Origin of the sequence: Frigoribacterium sp. ME-P-080 (assembly GCF_030209595.1) — a bacterium.
Taxonomy (GTDB): domain Bacteria; phylum Actinomycetota; class Actinomycetes; order Actinomycetales; family Microbacteriaceae; genus Frigoribacterium.
In genome coordinates, this window is the sequence record NZ_JARVRR010000010.1 from 32,066 (window position 1) to 48,127 (window position 16,062).

Genomic DNA, 16,062 nt, shown 5'->3' on the forward strand with positions numbered 1-16,062 from the left:
GGTGACTCAGTGTAGATCGCCGCCACCCCCGAGCCGATCACTCGAAGCGGACGCCGCCCCGACCGCTGCCACCCCGAGGCAGGGCCTTCTCGATGGCACGACGCACGACCTCGGACCGGTACCCGCGGCGCATCAGGTACCCGTTGAGACGACGCTCCGCCGTCTCGCGGTCGAGCCCGCGCAACGAACCGGCCCGTTTGCGAGCCCATCCGTCGGCACGTTCTTGCTCTTCGTCGTCGTCCGTGTCGGACAGCGCCTCGTCGATGATCGACGGATCGATTCCACGGGCGCGGAGTTCGGACGTGACGGCCCCGCGGCCCAGCCCCTTGCGCTCTTGCTTCGACCGGACCAGGGTCGCGGCCAGTTCGCTGTCGTCGAGCAGGCCCACCCGCTCGAGCCGAGCGATCTCGTCGGCGACGACCGATTCATCTAGGTCACGCGAGAGAAGCAGCTTCTCCATCTCGTGAGAGGACACACCACGGCGCGAGAGGGCGTGCAGGCTGACGTTCTCCGCCCGTCGCTTCTGCGCTTCGAGGTCCTCCGGCCCGTCGTCGGGCTGATCGTCGAACCCGGTGGCCTTGGGCCGACCGGCCGCGCCCGCCCGAGAACCTCGCGCGGACGGGTGGTCGGCCTCCGAGGCCAGCGGGGACGCGTCGCCGACCCAGTGGGCGCTGATGGCCGTCAGGACGGCTTCGGAATCGTGGGACGGAGCGTCCGAAGCCGCTGGAGCGACCCTCTCGCCGGACGTCGACGATCCGGTTGCAACACCGAAGAGGGGCGTGACCGGCGCGAGCCGCCCGCTGTCAACGCCGTCGACAGCGGGACCCGCCCCCGTGGCGTCGTCGTCGCGCGTGGTCATGCGCCCTTGCGAGCGGCGATCTTGGCCTCGATCGACTCGACGGGCGCTTCGACGGGCTTGGCACCACCGACTCCGAGCTTGGCGAGGATCTTCTGCTCGATCTCTTGAGCGATGGCGGCGTTCTTGATGAGGAAGTTGCGCGAGTTCTCTTTGCCCTGACCGAGCTGGTCGCCTTCGTACGTGTACCAGGCACCCGACTTGCGGACGATGCCGTGCTCGACACCGAAGTCGATGAGGCTGCCCTCGCGCGAGATGCCTACACCGTAGAGGATGTCGAACTCGGCCTGCTTGAAGGGCGGAGCCATCTTGTTCTTGACGACCTTGACGCGGGTGCGGTTGCCAACCGCGTCGGTACCGTCCTTCAACGTCTCGATGCGGCGGATGTCGAGACGTACGGACGCGTAGAACTTGAGCGCCTTTCCGCCGGCCGTCGTCTCGGGGCTGCCGAAGAAGACACCGATCTTCTCGCGCAGCTGGTTGATGAAGATCATCGTGGTGCCGGTCTGGCTGAGCCCACCGGTCAACTTGCGCAATGCCTGTGACATGAGTCGAGCCTGCAGACCGACGTGCGAGTCGCCCATCTCACCCTCGATCTCGGCACGCGGCACGAGCGCGGCGACCGAGTCGATGACGACGAGGTCGATCGACCCCGAACGGACGAGCATGTCGGCGATCTCGAGAGCCTGCTCACCCGTGTCGGGCTGCGAGACCAGCAGCGCGTCGATGTCGACGCCGAGCTTCTTGGCGTACTCGGGGTCGAGAGCGTGCTCGGCGTCGATGAACGCAGCGATGCCGCCGTTGCGTTGGGCATTCGCGATGGCGTGCAGGGTCAGGGTCGTCTTACCGGACGACTCGGGACCGTAGATCTCGACGATGCGGCCACGAGGGATGCCACCGATGCCGAGAGCGACGTCGAGGGCGATCGAGCCGGTGGGGATCACCGCCACGGGAGCACGCTCGTCGCTGCCGAGGCGCATGACGGCGCCCTTGCCGAACTGGCGGTCGATCTGGGCGAGAGCCGTCTCGAGTGCTTTCTCGCGGTTTTCAACTGAGGGCATGTCGTTCTCCTTCGTGGTGGTCGTCCGTGCGCCTGTAGGCTGTCGCGTCGACGCCGACCGGTGGTGCAAGGTCGTCGTCGCTACGACAAGGCTGGTGTCGCCGGCATGTGCCGGTGACGCGGGACGTCGATGCGAGAAACGCTACGGGCCACCTCCGACATCGCAGTGGCGGTGGGGGCCCGACGTACAGAACTCGCTCGTCCACGTCCTTGTGGAGGACGCTACCACCCGTCCGAACAGGTGTTCGACCCATCGGCCTCGGCGTGTCGAACACACGCCCGACCGGACTGCGCCTCAGTCCGTCGGTTCGGGCAACCCCACACCGTGGCGACGGCCCATGGGGACGCCCTCGGCGTCGCAGAGGGCGAGCCACACGTCGCGGGGTGACTCGCCCTGCGCGATCGCCTGGTCGGCGGTCCTGTCACCGAGCGACTGGATCACGAGATCCCGGGTGACCACCCGACCGTAGGCTTCTCCGAACTCGTCCTCGACGGCCCGGGCGAACTCGCTCTTGCGCATCAGACGAGGGTACCCCGGACGACGAACGCCCCCGGCGGGAGCCGGGGGCGTTCGTGGCGACGAAGGACGGTCAGCGGACCGCGAGGTCGGAGTCGAACTCGGCGACGAGGTCGTCCGGAAGCGTGTCGGGGATCGGGTTCAGCCCCTCGATGACGGCCATGCGGTCACCGACCTCGCGCATGATGACCGAGATGGGCGTCTCGAGGGCGTCCGCGACGGACGCGAGGATCTCGGAACTCGCTTCTTTCTGACCCCGCTCGACCTCGCTGAGGTAACCGAGGGCGACGCTGGCCTTGCTCGCGACCTGACGGAGCGTGCGACCCTTCTGCAGACGGAAGTCGCGAAGGACGTCGCCGATTTCTTGACGTACCAGGACCATGGGACCCTCCTTCGGGGACGACCCATCTGCCGGGATGGTTGCAGATGGGGGACGGCGGGTGGTGCTCGGACCGACTGACCACGACTGTAGCCATCGGGGACTGTGCACCTGTTGTGAACTCGAGAGATGTAACGAGACCGAAACGCCGGCTATTCCCTCGTCTCGACCAGCCATCGATCGAGTGCTGCGAGGGATTCGGAGACGGTGGCGTTTCGGATGGCCTGCCGGTCGCCCGCGAGCGAGAGCTCGGCGACGCGGACGTCACCGGGCACCGCCAGACCGACGAAGACCGTTCCGGGTGCGTGACCGCCCTGGGGGTCGGGACCGGCGACGCCGGTGGTCGCGAGACCGATGTCGGCCGGGTGACCGCCTGCGGCCAACCGATCCCGAACCCCGACGGCCATGGACGCGGCGACGTCGGGATGCACGGGTCCGTGTCGCGCGAGCAGTCCTGGATCGACCCCGAGGAGCGTGTGCTTGAGCTCTGTCTGGTAAGCGACCACCCCGCCCAGGACGACGGCCGAGGCTCCGGGCACGGACACGAGTTCGGCGACCAGGGCACCGCCGGTGAGGGACTCGGCGACGGCGACCGTCAGCCCCCTGCTCGTCAACTCGGCCACGAGGTCGGCAGCCACGGTCATGCGGAGGTTCGTCCGTGCTTCATCGCCACGCGCAGGTAGTCCGCCCCGGAGACGAGGGTGGCGACCGTGGCCGCCGTCATGAGCACGCCGTTGACCCAGTGCATGCCTTCTCCGACGACGTTCCAGAGGGGGAAGAGCGCCAGCGTCACCGCGACGGCTTGCAGCACGGTCTTGACCTTGCCGCCGCGGGAGGCCGGGATCACCCGGTCCCGCAGGACGGCGAAGCGGTAGACGGTGATGCCGACCTCGCGGACGAGGATGAGGGCGGTGACCCACCACGGCAGCTCACCGAGGATGGTGAGCGAGACGAGTGCGCCACCGATCAACACCTTGTCGGCGATCGGATCGACGATCTTGCCGAAGTCGGTCACGAGGTCGAGGCCACGGGCCAGCATGCCGTCGAGGCTGTCGGTGAGGATCGCGACGACGAACAGGGCAGCGGCCCAGACGCGGAGTGAGCCGTCGGCCCCGTCGTCGATCAGCAACCAGGCGATGAACAGCGGCGCCATGAGTATGCGCACGACGGTGATCACGTTCGCGATGTTGCCGGTGCTGGCGGGCCCGGGCCCTCTCGAGGCCACCCGACCTCGGAACGAGAAGGCCGAGCGTGTTGCCGTCGGGCGGGAGGCGTCGTCGTGGCTCATGGTCTACTCCCTGCCGGTCAGGTGCCAGGCGTCTTCGCTGCCGGCGTCGTCGTCCTCGGCGTACCCACGGGTCATGGCCTCGACCGGATCGCCGTCGTAGTCACCGGCGTCGGCGCGCGCGGCGGAAGAGGACCCCGAGGAGGCGCGGCCGGCGCCGGCGTCGGAGGCCGCGTCGCCCCCGCGCAGCTTCGCGAGCACACCGGGGAGCTGCTCGGTGGTGACGAGCACGTCGCGAGCCTTCGACCCTTCGGACGGACCGACGATGTCTCGCGACTCCATGAGGTCCATCAGGCGGCCGGCCTTGGCGAACCCGACGCGCAGCTTGCGCTGGAGCATCGACGTCGAACCGAACTGCGTGCTGACCACGAGCTCGGCAGCCGCGAGGAGCAACTCGAGGTCGTCGCCGATGTCACCGTCGATCTCGCGCTTCTCGACCACCGCGGCGACGTCGGGGCGGTAGTCGGGTCGCGCCTGGCGGGTGACGTGGGCCACGACCTGGGCGATCTCGTTCTCTTGAACCCAGGCGCCCTGGACGCGCATGGCCTTGGAAGCACCCATGGGGAGGAACAGCCCGTCGCCCTGACCGATGAGCTTGTCGGCCCCGGGCTGGTCGAGGATCACCCGCGAGTCGGTGACGCTCGAGACGGCGAACGCGAAGCGCGAGGGGACGTTCGCCTTGATGAGTCCGGTCACGACGTCGACCGAGGGGCGCTGCGTCGCGAGAACGAGGTGGATTCCGGACGCACGGGCCAGCTGGGTGATGCGGACGATGCTGTCCTCGACGTCGCGCGGAGCCACCATCATGAGGTCGGCCAACTCGTCGACGACCACGAGGAGGTAGGGGTACGGCTTGAGCTTGCGCTGACTGCCGACGGGGAGGACGATCTCGCCACCGACGACGGCGCGGTTGAAGTCGTCGATGTGCCGGAAGCCGAAGCTGGCGAGGTCGTCGTACCTCATGTCCATCTCTTTGACGACCCATTGCAAGGCCTCGGCGGCCTTCTTGGGGTTCGTGATGATGGGCGTGATCAGGTGCGGCACGCCGGCGTAGATCGAGAGCTCGACCCGCTTGGGGTCGATCAGCACCATGCGGACGTCGGTCGGCTTGGCGCGCATCAGCAACGAGGTGATCATCGAGTTGATGAAGCTGGACTTACCCGACCCGGTGGCGCCGGCCACGAGCAGGTGCGGCATCTTGGCCAGGTTGGCCACGACGTAGCCGCCCTCGACGTCCTTGCCGACGCCGATCGTGAGCGGGTGGACGCTCTTGCTCGCCGCTGAGGACCGCAGGACGTCGCCGAGGGCGACGATCTCTTTGTCGGTGTTGGGGATCTCGACGCCGATCGCACTCTTGCCGGGGATCGGCGACAGGATGCGGACCTCGTTGGAGGCCACCGCGTAGGCGAGGTTCTTGGTCAGGGCGGTGACCCGCTCGACCTTGACGCCGGGACCGAGTTCGATCTCGTACCGCGTGACGGTCGGACCGCGCTTGAGGCCGGTCACCTTGGCGTCGACGTTGAACTGGTCGAGCACCTGGCTGATGGCGGCCACGATCGCGTCGTTCGCCTCGCTGCGGGCCTTCGCGGGCTCGCCGACCGACAGGCTCGAGGCAGCGGGGAGGCGATACGGGGCGCTCTCGGCACCGTCGTCGACCTCGTCGAGAGAGGGCGGTGCCGCCTCGTCGGGGTCGACCGCCAGGAAGTCGGCCGCTGCGTCGCTCTCGCCGACGGGCTCGGCCGGGACGACCGGGACGACCGGGACGACCGGGAGCACCGTGGTCGACGCGGTGGGCTGAACGGACGGGACGTCGAACCCCTGGGCACGGACGGCGTCCTCTGCCCGATCGAGGTCGCCGAGGAGGTCGGCGGAGAAGACGTCGGTCGGAGCCGTCGTCGGCGCGGCGGAGCCTGCCGCACCCGCCGCGGCGGCGCTGCCCGCGTCGTCCACGCTCGGCTCGAAGACGGGCTTCTTCCGTCGACGTCGTCCGGACGGCTCGGTGGCGGACGACTCGTCCGCCTTCACGAGTGGGGTGTCGTATGCGGGGTCCTCCTCGCGCTGGTCCTTGTTCCGCCGCCACCAGGGCAACGACTCGGACTCTGCCAGGTCGACGAGGTCGGGATCGGCGTCGGCCCCGTCCGCAGCCGAGGTCGTCTCGCCGAAGAGGTAGGAGTAGAGCTCGCCCAGACGGCGGTGGATGCGGTTCGGCGGCGTCTTGGTGATGATGAGCAGCGAGAACGCCAGCAAGATGACGACGAGAGGCACCGCGACCCACTCGGTGGCGAGAGCGACGAGCCAGGACGCCACGACCCAACCCAGCACGCCGCCACCGGTGGCGAGGGCCCGGAGCCCGGCAGCGGCCTCGGGTTGCCCTCCGAAGATGTGGCACAGAGCGCTGATCGAGACGATGGACAGGCCCAGTCCGATGCCGATGCGGGTGTTGTCGTGGACGGACGCCGGGTGCCGGAAGAGCCAGCCCGCGAAGAGGATCATGATGACCGGCAGGGCGTAGGCCACGCGCCCCACGAGCCCGCCGAACGTGTAGGCGTCGAAGCCGACCGCGAGGGGGCTGGTCGGGTTGAGCCACTCGACGACGGCCCCGGCGATCGCCAGCAGCACGAGCAGGAACGGCACGCCGTCTCGCCGCTCGTCCTTCGCCAGGGACTCTTTGCCCAGGAGCCGGAACGCGCCCCCGGTCAGGTGCGCGAGCCCCATCCACGCCGCCACGAACGGCCCTGGGCCGTCGGGGACCGGGTCGGGCTGACGGGACGCGGGCAGCTTCTTGGTCGCCTTGGTGACGCCGGAGGTCTGCGACGCTCGCGACGACGAGCGAGCGCGCGCGGTCGACTTGGTGGGCGTGGCCATGGGCTCCAAGGTACCTCTCGGCACCGACAGCGGCCGGAGGTGCTCCGGTGTGTGTCAGTAGCGGATGGCGTCGATCACCTTGACGCGGATCGCCACGAGAGCAGGCAGGAGACCGGCCACCGCTCCGATCGCCGTGGCCGACGCCAGACCGATCAGGGCCGCCTCGACCGGGAACGGCGGGAGATCGCTGACGGCGCCCTGCGCGATGAAGCCCTGGACCGTCGGGTTCTCGACGACCAGGACGGCCACCATCACGCCGACGGCTCCCGCGACGACCGTGCCGACGACGCTCTCGAGCATGACCGAGAAGAAGACCCGAGGAGCCGTGGCCCCGAAGGACCGGCGCACGCCGATCTCGCGGATGCGCTGACGGACGGTCACGAGCGCGATGTTGACGAGGCCGAGACCGCCCAGCAACAACACCAGCACACCGACCCCGGTGATGATCAGCTTGATGGGACCGAAGGGGTCGGCGTCGCCGCCTGCGGCGTAGTCCTGTCGCGACACGTCGACCTGCACGTCGTCGCCGAGGCTGGCCCCCATGTCGGACGCCACCTGAGCGCTCAGGGCATCGCTGGTCTCGGGCGGCAGCCACATCTCGTACTGCGGGGTCTCGGCGCCGTAGCTCGCCAGGGCGAGGTCGTGGTCGGTGATCGGCAGAAGGTACATCTGCGGACCGTCGTGCTCGGTCGCGGCCGAGACTCCGGTGACGACGAGCGTCGCCGAATCCGCCCCTCGGACCAGCAGGGTCGGATGCGACGACAACGGTGGGGAACCGAGCTGCCGCCAGAGCACCTCGTTGACGATGACGGGCGGCGCGAGACGTGACGCGTCCCCGTCGGTGAACCACGACCCCTCCGTCATGACGACCCGGTGCATCTCGCCGTAGGGGACGTCGACCGTGACGGCCCCGACCTCGGTCACTCCGTCCGGCAGCTGGACGGCTCGATTGCCGTACACGACGCGGCTGGTCTGCTCGATTCCGTAGCGTGCCGTCGTCGTGGCGAAGGCGTCCGCGATCGCCTCGGTGCTCGGCGACGTGGCACCGTTGGAGTAGGCGTTGACGTAGTAGTTCGCGGGACGGCCACCGAACCGCTCCGCGTTCTCGCGGGAGGACTGCTCGGCGAGCCCGCCGAGGGCGACCACGCCGGTCAGGGCCGCGACGGCGACTGCGACCCCGATCAGGCTGAGCAGCACGCGGAGCTTGTTGACGCGCAGTTCGGCCCAGGCCTCGGCGAAAGCCCCCACCACGTCGGCCACCACACGCTTCACGCGTCGACCTCGTCCCGCGAGGACGACGTCGACGCGGCAGACGACGACGTCGACGTCGGTGTTCCGAGAGCTCCGTCGACCGACGCCGAGAGGACACCGGTGTCGAGCTGGTAGTGCCTCGAGGCCCGGGCGGCGACGGCCAGGTCGTGGGTGATGGTGACCAGGGCGGCCTCGTTCTCGGTCGCGATGCCGTCCAGCAGCGTCATCACCCCGGCGCCCGTCTCGACGTCGAGGGCGCCGGTGGGTTCGTCGGCGAGGATGACGCGCGGCCGTCGCACGAGCGAGCGGGCGATCGCGACGCGCTGTTGTTCGCCACCCGACAGGCGATGGGGCATGGAGTCGGCCCGGTGACCGAGACCCACGCGCTCGAGCATCTCGCCCGCGATGGACCGGCGACGCCAGAACTCGGAACCCGACGAGTAGAGCAGGGGGGTCATGACGTTCTCGAGGGCCGAGCGCCCCTGGAGCAGGTTGAACTGCTGGAAGATGAACCCGACCTGGGCACCCCTCAGCCGGTCGCGCCGGCCGCGCCGGATCGAGCGCACGTCGACGTCGTCGAACCAGTGCGTCCCCGTGGTGGGCTCGTCGATGAGCCCGAGGATGTTGAGCAGGGTGGACTTGCCCGACCCCGAACGACCCACGATGCTCACGTGCTCGCCGGCGTCGACCTCGAGGTCGACGCCCGTGAGGATGTCCAGCGTCCGGTCGTCGGAGAGGGGCACCGTCTTGGTGACCGCCTCGAGCCTGATCAGAGCCATCAGCCGCAGAGGTCCGCGCCCGTGGCCGGGTCGACGCAGTCGCCCTGTGGTGCGGCGGCGGCACCCGGGACGAATTCGAGCACCTGGTCGCCCTCGGCGAGGCCACCCGTGACCTCGACGATCGTGCCGTCGTTGATGCCGAGCGTGATGTCGCGCTCCTCGGTGGAACCGTCCGCTCCGACGACCGAGACGACGCCCTTGCCCGCCGCGCCCTCCACGGCCGTGAGGGGCACGGTCAGGACGTCGGTGGCGACACCGGCAGGGATGGTCAGCCTGGCGGCGAGTCCGCTGAACACGGTGACGTCGCCCGGCACGACGCAGGACACGCTCTGGCCCGACGAGTCCCCCGTCGGCGCGCCGGCGTCCCCGCCGTCGTCCGGCCCGGCGGATGACGGGGTGCTCCCCCCGACGGTGAGCGCCGTGCACGGGAACGGCGCCGGTCCCCCGGTGATCGCGACGGAACCCTCGGTCGGGCGGCTGACGAGCCGGTACAGCTGGTCGGCAGCGAGCGACCCCGTCACGTGGAAGGTGGGAGGCGCGACCTGCGCGACCGCGTCACCCACGACGACCGTCTGGTCCTTGATCACCGCGACGGCCGAGATCGTCCCGGCCACGGGTGCCGTGATGACGGCGGTCTTGACGATCGGCTTGCGCTCGGTCACGGTGCCGTCGGCGGCCACCAGGGGCTCCTGCGGCGTCTCGGACCGGAGCGTCGCGAGTCGGTCCCCCGCCGCGACCGCCTGTCCCTTGACGACGTCGACGCCGGTGACCGTGCCCGCCAGCGTCGCGGGCACGGGAGCCGCGGGGTCGGCGACGACGCTCGCGTCCACCACCACGTCGTTCGTGATGGTGCCGACGGCCACGGCGACCTGTGGTTCGACGAGCTCGCCGGTCGGCACGGCGACGGTGTCGTCGCCGACGGCCGGCGCCGCGAAGAACGCGAGCTTGACGAGTGCCGCCGCGATGGCGACGAAGATCAGGATGCGCAGGATCGGGAAGACCCAGACTTTGGCGATGCGCACGGCTACCCCCGGTCGATGTACTGACGTGTCAGACGTCACCGTATCGACGCACCGGGTGTCGCCGCCTCACCCCCGAGGATGACTGCGGGCCCGCGATGCCCTCCTCGAGGACCATCAGAGTGCCGGCCTCGCGCCCGGGGTACGACGACGGCCCACGGGGTCTCCCGTGGGCCGTCGTCGTGTGCCTGCGCGTCAGGCGCTGATGACCACCGGCACGATCATCGGACGACGACGGTGCTGCGTGTTCACCCAGCGACCGACCGTGCGCCGCACGACCTGGCTGAAGGCATGCGTGTCACGCGTGCCGTTCTCCGCCGCCTCGGTGAGGGCCGCGATGATCTTGGGCTTGACGTCGTCGAAGACCCGCTCGTCTTCTGCGAAGCCACGCGACTGGATCTCGGGTCCGACCACGACACGGCCCGTGGACGCGTCCATCGCGATGAAGACCGAGATGAAGCCCTCTTCGCTCAGGATGCGGCGGTCCTTCAGATCGGCGTCGGTGATCTCGCCGACGGTCGAGCCGTCGACGTAGACGTAACCGATGTCGAGCTGGCCGACGACCTCGGCGACTCCGTCGCGCAGGTCGACGACGATGCCGTCCTCGCCGAGGATGGTGTTCTTCTGCGGCACGCCGGTCCGGACCGCCAACGCCGCGTTCGCGTACAGGTGCCGGTGCTCGCCGTGGACGGGCATGACGTTCTTCGGCCGCAGGATGTTGTAGCAGTACAACAGCTCGCCGGCGGAGGCGTGCCCCGAGACGTGGACCTTGGCGTTGCCCTTGTGGACGACCTTGGCCCCGAGTTTGGTGAGGCCGTCGATGACGCGGTAGACCGCGTTCTCGTTGCCGGGGATCAGGCTCGACGCGAGGATGATCGTGTCGTCCGCGCCGATCTCGATCTGGTGCTCGAGGTTCGCCATGCGGGCGAGGACGGCCATCGGCTCGCCCTGTGACCCGGTGCTCATGTAGACGATGCGGTCGTCGGGAAGGTCTTTGGCCTTCTTGGCGTCGATCAGGACGCCGTCCGGCACCTTGAGGTACCCCAGGTCGGCCGCGATGCCCATGTTGCGGACCATCGAGCGGCCCATGAAGGCCACGCGGCGACCGTTGGCGTGAGCCGCGTCGAGCACCTGCTGGACGCGGTGCACGTGGCTGGAGAAGCTCGCGACGACCACGCGACGCGGAGCCCGGCGGATCACGTCGTCGAGCACGGGCCCGATGTCCCGCTCGAGCGCGGTGAACCCGGGCACGTCGGCGTTCGTCGAGTCGGGCAGGAAGAGGTCCACGCCCTCTTCACCGAGGCGGGCGAACGCCCGGAGGTCGGTGATGCGGTCGTCGAGCGGCAGTTGGTCCATCTTGAAGTCGCCGGTGTGCAGCACGGTGCCGGCCGACGTGCGGATGGCGACGGCGAGAGCGTCCGGGATCGAGTGGTTGACCGCGATGAACTCGAGGTCGTACGGCCCGAGCGACTCGCGCCCACCCTCTTTGACGGCCAGGGTGTAAGGCGTGATGCGGTGCTCTTTGAGCTTCGCCTCGATCAGCGCGAGCGTCAGCTGCGAACCGATCAGCGGGATGTCCTTGCGGAGACGCAGGAGGTAGGGCACGGCGCCGATGTGGTCCTCGTGGCCGTGCGTCAGCACGACGGCGAGGATGTCGTCGAGGCGATCACGGATGGGCGAGAAGTCGGGCAGGATCAGGTCGACGCCAGGCTGGTGCTCTTCGGGGAAGAGCACTCCGCAGTCGACGATGAGCAGCTTGCCGTCGATCTCGTAGACCGTCATGTTGCGGCCGATCTCGCCGAGCCCGCCGACCGGGATCACGCGGAGCGTGCCTTTGGCGAGTTCTCGGGGGGCATGGATTGTCGCGGGCATCTGTTCCTTCGGTTGGCGTGGGGCTCGTGCCCCTCTGTGCGGGAGGTCTGCGGCCGACGTCGTCGTCGGCGGGGATCAGGAGGTCAGCGCGTGGTGCCGTGCACCTTGGGCAGCGCACCGCCGGCCGCCGCGTTGCGGTCGGGCCGGAAGCGGCTGAGGTCGAGGCCGGGGATCGAGCCCACGTGCGACAGCTCGTCCTCGATCAGGGCGGCCTCGCTGTCTTCCGGGCCGACCAGGGGGAGGCGCACGCGGGGGCTCGAGATGCGACCGAGGCCGTGCAGGATGTACTTCGCCGCGACGGTGCCCGGCACGTGCGTCATGACGGCGCGCACGAGCGGCTCGAGCATCTGGTGCGCCTCGGTCGCGGTGTGCAGGTCGCCGACGTTCACGGCGTCGACGATGGTGCGGTACGGCGCCGCGGCGATGTTCGCGGTGACGCCGATGAGGCCCGAGGCGCCGATGGCGAGGTGGGGCAGCACGTTGGCGTCGTCGCCCGAGAAGTAGAGGAGGTCGGTCTGGTTCAGGACCCGACTGACTTCGGCGAAGTCGCCCTTGGCGTCCTTCACGGCGACGATGTTCGGGTGCTTGGCGGCCCGGAGCAGGGTCTCGTACCTGATCGGGATGCCGGTGCGGCCCGGGATGTCGTACAGGATGACCGGCAGGTCGGTCGCGTCGGCGATCATGCGGAAGTGCGTGAGCACACCGGCCTGCGTGGGTTTGTTGTAGTAAGGCGTGACGATCATGACGCCGTCGGCGCCGGCCTTCTCGCTGGCCTTGTAGAGCTGGATGGCGTGCGCCGTCTCGTTCGACCCGCCACCCGTGATGATCTTGGCCCGGCCTGCGGCGACCGACTTGCCCACCTCGACGAGTCGGAGCTTCTCGGGGTCGGTCAGCGTGCTGGTCTCGCCCGTCGTGCCCGTGACGACGATGCCGTCGGCCCCGGCGCTGATGCAGTCGTCGATGTGCTTCTCGACAGCAGGCCAATCGACCTCGCCGTCAGCGGTGAACGGCGTCACGAGGGCGACGAGGACCTGACCGAAGGGGTTGCTGATGTTCGACACGCCCTCCAGCGTACTGGCTCGCGTCGGGCCCGACCTCCTCGTGAGGCGTCGGACGCCCCGGTCAGGAGGCGCCGGTCGCGTCGGCGAGGACGGCCGTCAGGGGGCGACGCGCCCGTTCGCCCCGAACGCCGCGTAGGTGAGGGGCATGAGCTCGGCCCAGAGGTCTTCCATCTTCTCGGCGCACATCTCGATCTCGCGCTGCGGGAACGACGGGAAGTGGGTGCCCTCGCGCTTCGTCCGGAGGCTCAGGAAGTTCATCAGGGACCGTGCGTTCACGGTCACGTACATCGACGAGTAGATGTTCAACGGCAGCACGATCCGCGCGACCTCGCGGGCGATGCCGGCGTCCAGCATGCGCTGGTAGGCCTCGAACGCCTGCACCGACGCGGCGCGGGTGGCCTCGTCGACCAGCGCGGACTGCTCGGGTGTGCCGGGCAGGAAGTCGTAGGCGCCGGGCTTGCCGACCTGCTGCAGGTTGCGCGTGGGAGCGGGGACGTAGAAGACCGGGTTCAGCTCGCGGTAACGACCACTCTCTTCGTTGTAGCTGGCCATGCGGTGACGCATGAACTCGCGGAAGACGAAGATCGGCGCCTGCACGTAGAAGGTCATCGAGTTGTGCTCGAACGGCGAGCCGTGACGGTCGCGCATCAGGTAGTTGATCAGGCCGGCACCCTTGGTCGCCTGGGCCCCGTCGGCCGACGCCTGCGCGCCGTCGAGTGTGAGCTCGCCCATGGTGGAGACCCGGGCCGCGAACAGCACGTCGGAGTCGTGGGCACTCGAGCGGACCAGCTCGACGGTGACGTCTGAACGGAACTCGGGGGTCTTGTCGGAGGGCACGGCGGGGGTGGCTTCGGTCTCGGGCACGGCGTCGACTCTACCTCGCAGGGCGCTCCCGACGGGAGGCGCCCGCGCCACCGGCGGACGCTCCCCCAGCGGGCCGGAATACGGTGTCCCCATGACCGACGCACTCACCGTCCTGATCTCCGGCGCCAGCGGCATGATCGGCACCGAACTCACCCGCCAGCTGCGCGAGGCAGGCCACCGTCCGCTCTCGCTGGTGCGTCGCGAACCCCGGGCCGACGACGAGTACACCTGGGTGCCCAGCGCCGGCATCGTCGACCACGACCTGATCGCCCGCGCGGACGCCGTCGTGAACCTGGCCGGCGCCTCCTTGGGTCGTCTGCCCTGGACGGCCGGGTACAAGCGCGAGATCCTCGAGTCACGTCTGGCCGCGACGTCGACGCTCGTCGACGGCATGGCGGCGGCGTCCACGGCGCCCTCGACCTTCCTCAGCGGCTCGGCCGTCGGCGTCTACGGCGATCGGCCCGGCGAACGACTCACCGAGTCGAGCGGCCGGGGTGAGGGGTTCCTGAGCGACGTCGTCGTCGCCTGGGAGGCCGCCGCCCGGAAGGCCCCCGAGGCCACGCGCGTCGTGATGCTGCGGACCGGCATCGTCATCGGCCCTGGAGGAGGCGCGCTCAAGCCCCTGCTGCCGCTCACCAAGCTGGGGCTCGGCTCACGACTCGGCACCGGTGACCAGTTCTGGCCCTGGATCAGCGTGCACGACGAGGCCGCCGCGATCGTGCACCTCCTCACGTCGTCCGTCTCGGGACCCGTGAACCTGGTCGGCCCCACGCCGGCGACGAGCGACCTCGTGACGCGCACCCTGGCGGCCGACCTGCACCGTCCCTACCTGCTGGGCGTTCCCGAGGCCGTCATCTCGACCGCCATGCAGGAGGCCGGGCGGGAGATGCTGCTGCCGAGCCAGCAGGTCGTGCCCGAGGTGCTCGAGCGCGACGGTTTCACCTTCAGGCACCGCACGGTCGAGGACGCGCTGACCGCGTTCGTCGACGCGCTCTGAGCACGCGCACGACTCGGGTGGGCGGCTTCAGCCGGCCGTCTCGCGCCGGAGCTTGATGGCCCAGCGCAGGGCCTGGCGAGCTCGTCGGCGGTCACCGCAGGCGTCGTAGGCCAGGCCCAGGCGGAACCACGCGCGCCAGTCGTCGGGTGCCGCCTCGACGGCCGTCTTGTAGGCGGGGAACGCCGCGTCGGCCGCCTCGCGCTCGTACCGACCGGAGGTACGCCGTGGCACGTCGTCGACCGGCAATCCGCCCTCGGCCGCGAGTTGCCCGACGATCTGCTGTGTGCGCAGACCGAAGCGCAGTTCGACCACCAAGGCGAACAATCCCAGGAGGGGGAGGACGAGCAGGGCGACGCCGAGCGCGATGGCGACCGGTTCGCCCGTCGACAGGAAGAGGACGGCCCGCTGACCGACCAGCACGACGTAGAGGAGCAGGAGCAGCGCCATCAGGAGCGCGGCCGCACGCCCCTTCACGATTCGAGGGGCAGGACGGCGTCGAGCCCCACGACGACCCCGGTCACGCCCGGGGTGGCCTCGATGGCGACGAGGAGCCCCTTCTCGTACGCGCGTTGCGAGAGCGTGTCGTGCGTGAGCGTGAGGGTCTCGCCGTCACCGCCGAAGACGACCTCCTGCCTCGCGACGACGCCGCGCAGGCGCATGCTGTGCACCGGCACACTCGCCACCTGCTGACCCCTGGCCCGTTGGTCCGCGTGCGGCGCCGACACCGGGCCGAGGTCCCGACGAGCCTCGGCGATGAGTTCCGCCGTGCGCACGGCCGTGCCCGACGGCGAGTCGACCTTGCCCTGATGGTGCGCCTCGACGATCTCGACGGATTCGTAGAAGCGCGCCGCGAGGGTGGCGAACCGCGTCGCGAGCACCGAACCGATCGAGAAGTTCGGCACCACCAGGACGCCTGGGCCGTCCGCGTCGGAGACGACCGTCGAGAGACGGGCCAGGCGTTCGGCGTTGTAGCCCGAGGTTCCGACGAGCACCGGGATGCCCGCGCGGACGACGTGCTCGACGATCCCCGGACTGACGGCAGGGTGCGTGACGTCGACGACGAGGTCGGCCCCGAGGACGTCGTCGAGATCGTCGCGGGACGAGAGACCGGCGTGGAGCTCGAGCCCCGGGGTGCGCTCGACGAGGTCGACGATGAACGAACCGAGGGTGCCGGTGGCTCCCACCACGGCGATGCGCGAAGTCATGCCGTCCAACTTACCGGGGGCACCACGACGGACCGGGCCGCGCCGCGACCTA

At 69.7% G+C, this 16,062-nt stretch carries 16 protein-coding genes; 1 reads left to right on the forward strand and 15 read right to left on the reverse strand.

Features of this window, described 5'->3' with window-relative positions; genetic code table 11:
* Positions 1–37: 37 nt before the first annotated feature.
* The 13 genes from QRN23_RS14320 to thyX form a co-directional block, all read right to left on the reverse strand.
* Entirely contained in the window at positions 38–859 is an 822-nt protein-coding gene (locus tag QRN23_RS14320) for a regulatory protein RecX (protein ID WP_285063913.1), read from the reverse strand.
* Positions 856–1,917 (reverse strand): recombinase RecA, encoded by a 1,062-nt coding sequence (gene recA / locus QRN23_RS14325; RefSeq protein WP_056048091.1) that lies wholly within the window; start codon positions 1,915–1,917, stop codon positions 856–858. The genes QRN23_RS14320 and recA overlap by 4 nt, the downstream gene beginning before the upstream one ends.
* 294 nt (positions 1,918–2,211) lie before the next feature.
* Entirely contained in the window at positions 2,212–2,436 is a 225-nt protein-coding gene (locus tag QRN23_RS14330) for a DUF3046 domain-containing protein (RefSeq protein ID WP_056048094.1), read from the reverse strand.
* Between the two features lie 70 nt (positions 2,437–2,506).
* Complete coding sequence (locus tag QRN23_RS14335) at positions 2,507–2,815, reverse strand: helix-turn-helix domain-containing protein (protein WP_043596680.1); 309 nt, start codon at positions 2,813–2,815, stop codon at positions 2,507–2,509.
* Between the two features lie 149 nt (positions 2,816–2,964).
* Positions 2,965–3,456, reverse strand: coding sequence for a CinA family protein (locus QRN23_RS14340; protein ID WP_056048098.1), 492 nt, complete (start codon positions 3,454–3,456; stop codon positions 2,965–2,967).
* Positions 3,453–4,100, reverse strand: coding sequence for a CDP-diacylglycerol--glycerol-3-phosphate 3-phosphatidyltransferase (gene pgsA, locus QRN23_RS14345; protein WP_277959578.1), 648 nt, complete (start codon positions 4,098–4,100; stop codon positions 3,453–3,455). Before pgsA ends, QRN23_RS14340 begins: the two co-directional genes overlap by 4 nt.
* Positions 4,101–4,103: 3 nt before the next feature.
* On the reverse strand, positions 4,104–6,962 hold the full coding sequence (locus tag QRN23_RS14350) for an FtsK/SpoIIIE family DNA translocase (RefSeq protein WP_285063916.1): 2,859 nt from the start codon (positions 6,960–6,962) through the stop codon (positions 4,104–4,106).
* Positions 6,963–7,016: 54 nt separating this feature from the next.
* A complete protein-coding gene (locus QRN23_RS14355) occupies positions 7,017–8,234 on the reverse strand; it encodes an ABC transporter permease (protein WP_285063918.1) in 1,218 nt (405 codons plus the stop codon).
* Entirely contained in the window at positions 8,231–8,992 is a 762-nt protein-coding gene (locus QRN23_RS14360) for an ABC transporter ATP-binding protein (RefSeq protein ID WP_123571788.1), read from the reverse strand. Before QRN23_RS14360 ends, QRN23_RS14355 begins: the two co-directional genes overlap by 4 nt.
* Complete coding sequence (locus QRN23_RS14365; protein WP_277959574.1) at positions 8,992–10,014, reverse strand: permuted SH3 domain-containing protein; 1,023 nt, start codon at positions 10,012–10,014, stop codon at positions 8,992–8,994. The genes QRN23_RS14360 and QRN23_RS14365 overlap by 1 nt, the downstream gene beginning before the upstream one ends.
* Positions 10,015–10,206: 192 nt before the next feature.
* A complete protein-coding gene (locus QRN23_RS14370; RefSeq protein WP_285063919.1) occupies positions 10,207–11,883 on the reverse strand; it encodes a ribonuclease J in 1,677 nt (558 codons plus the stop codon).
* A gap of 83 nt (positions 11,884–11,966) precedes the next feature.
* Complete coding sequence (gene dapA, locus QRN23_RS14375) at positions 11,967–12,944, reverse strand: 4-hydroxy-tetrahydrodipicolinate synthase (protein ID WP_285063920.1); 978 nt, start codon at positions 12,942–12,944, stop codon at positions 11,967–11,969.
* A 96-nt stretch (positions 12,945–13,040) separates the two neighbouring features.
* Complete coding sequence (gene thyX / locus QRN23_RS14380; protein WP_277960301.1) at positions 13,041–13,808, reverse strand: FAD-dependent thymidylate synthase; 768 nt, start codon at positions 13,806–13,808, stop codon at positions 13,041–13,043.
* A gap of 91 nt (positions 13,809–13,899) precedes the next feature.
* Here thyX and QRN23_RS14385 point away from each other — a divergent pair, with 91 nt between their 5' ends.
* Entirely contained in the window at positions 13,900–14,805 is a 906-nt protein-coding gene (locus tag QRN23_RS14385) for a TIGR01777 family oxidoreductase (RefSeq protein ID WP_277960300.1), read from the forward strand.
* Between the two features lie 27 nt (positions 14,806–14,832).
* On the opposite strand, the gene QRN23_RS14390 is transcribed toward QRN23_RS14385, so the two are convergent.
* The gene (locus QRN23_RS14390) at positions 14,833–15,252 is read right to left on the reverse strand and encodes a tetratricopeptide repeat protein (protein ID WP_192123093.1); all 420 of its coding nucleotides are present in this window, start codon (positions 15,250–15,252) and stop codon (positions 14,833–14,835) included.
* A 23-nt stretch (positions 15,253–15,275) separates the two neighbouring features.
* A complete protein-coding gene (dapB, locus tag QRN23_RS14395; protein WP_056048121.1) occupies positions 15,276–16,010 on the reverse strand; it encodes a 4-hydroxy-tetrahydrodipicolinate reductase in 735 nt (244 codons plus the stop codon).
* Between the last annotated feature and the right edge of the window lie 52 nt (positions 16,011–16,062).

Excerpts from the sequence above, each read along its gene's own strand:
- QRN23_RS14360 (WP_123571788.1), bottom strand. The coding sequence starts at position 8,992 with ATGGCTCTGATCAGGCTCGAGGCGGTCACCAAGACGGTGCCCCTCTCC.
- QRN23_RS14370 (WP_285063919.1), bottom strand. The coding sequence starts at position 11,883 with ATGCCCGCGACAATCCATGCCCCCCGAGAACTCGCCAAAGGCACGCTC.
- QRN23_RS14385 (WP_277960300.1), top strand. The coding sequence starts at position 13,900 with ATGACCGACGCACTCACCGTCCTGATCTCCGGCGCCAGCGGCATGATC.
- QRN23_RS14330 (WP_056048094.1), bottom strand. The coding sequence starts at position 2,436 with ATGCGCAAGAGCGAGTTCGCCCGGGCCGTCGAGGACGAGTTCGGAGAA.
- recA (WP_056048091.1), bottom strand. The coding sequence starts at position 1,917 with ATGCCCTCAGTTGAAAACCGCGAGAAAGCACTCGAGACGGCTCTCGCC.
- dapB (WP_056048121.1), bottom strand. The coding sequence starts at position 16,010 with ATGACTTCGCGCATCGCCGTGGTGGGAGCCACCGGCACCCTCGGTTCG.
- QRN23_RS14350 (WP_285063916.1), bottom strand. The coding sequence starts at position 6,962 with ATGGCCACGCCCACCAAGTCGACCGCGCGCGCTCGCTCGTCGTCGCGA.
- QRN23_RS14320 (WP_285063913.1), bottom strand. The coding sequence starts at position 859 with ATGACCACGCGCGACGACGACGCCACGGGGGCGGGTCCCGCTGTCGAC.
- QRN23_RS14335 (WP_043596680.1), bottom strand. The coding sequence starts at position 2,815 with ATGGTCCTGGTACGTCAAGAAATCGGCGACGTCCTTCGCGACTTCCGT.
- QRN23_RS14390 (WP_192123093.1), bottom strand. The coding sequence starts at position 15,252 with ATGGCGCTGCTCCTGCTCCTCTACGTCGTGCTGGTCGGTCAGCGGGCC.
- QRN23_RS14340 (WP_056048098.1), bottom strand. The coding sequence starts at position 3,456 with ATGACCGTGGCTGCCGACCTCGTGGCCGAGTTGACGAGCAGGGGGCTG.
- pgsA (WP_277959578.1), bottom strand. The coding sequence starts at position 4,100 with ATGAGCCACGACGACGCCTCCCGCCCGACGGCAACACGCTCGGCCTTC.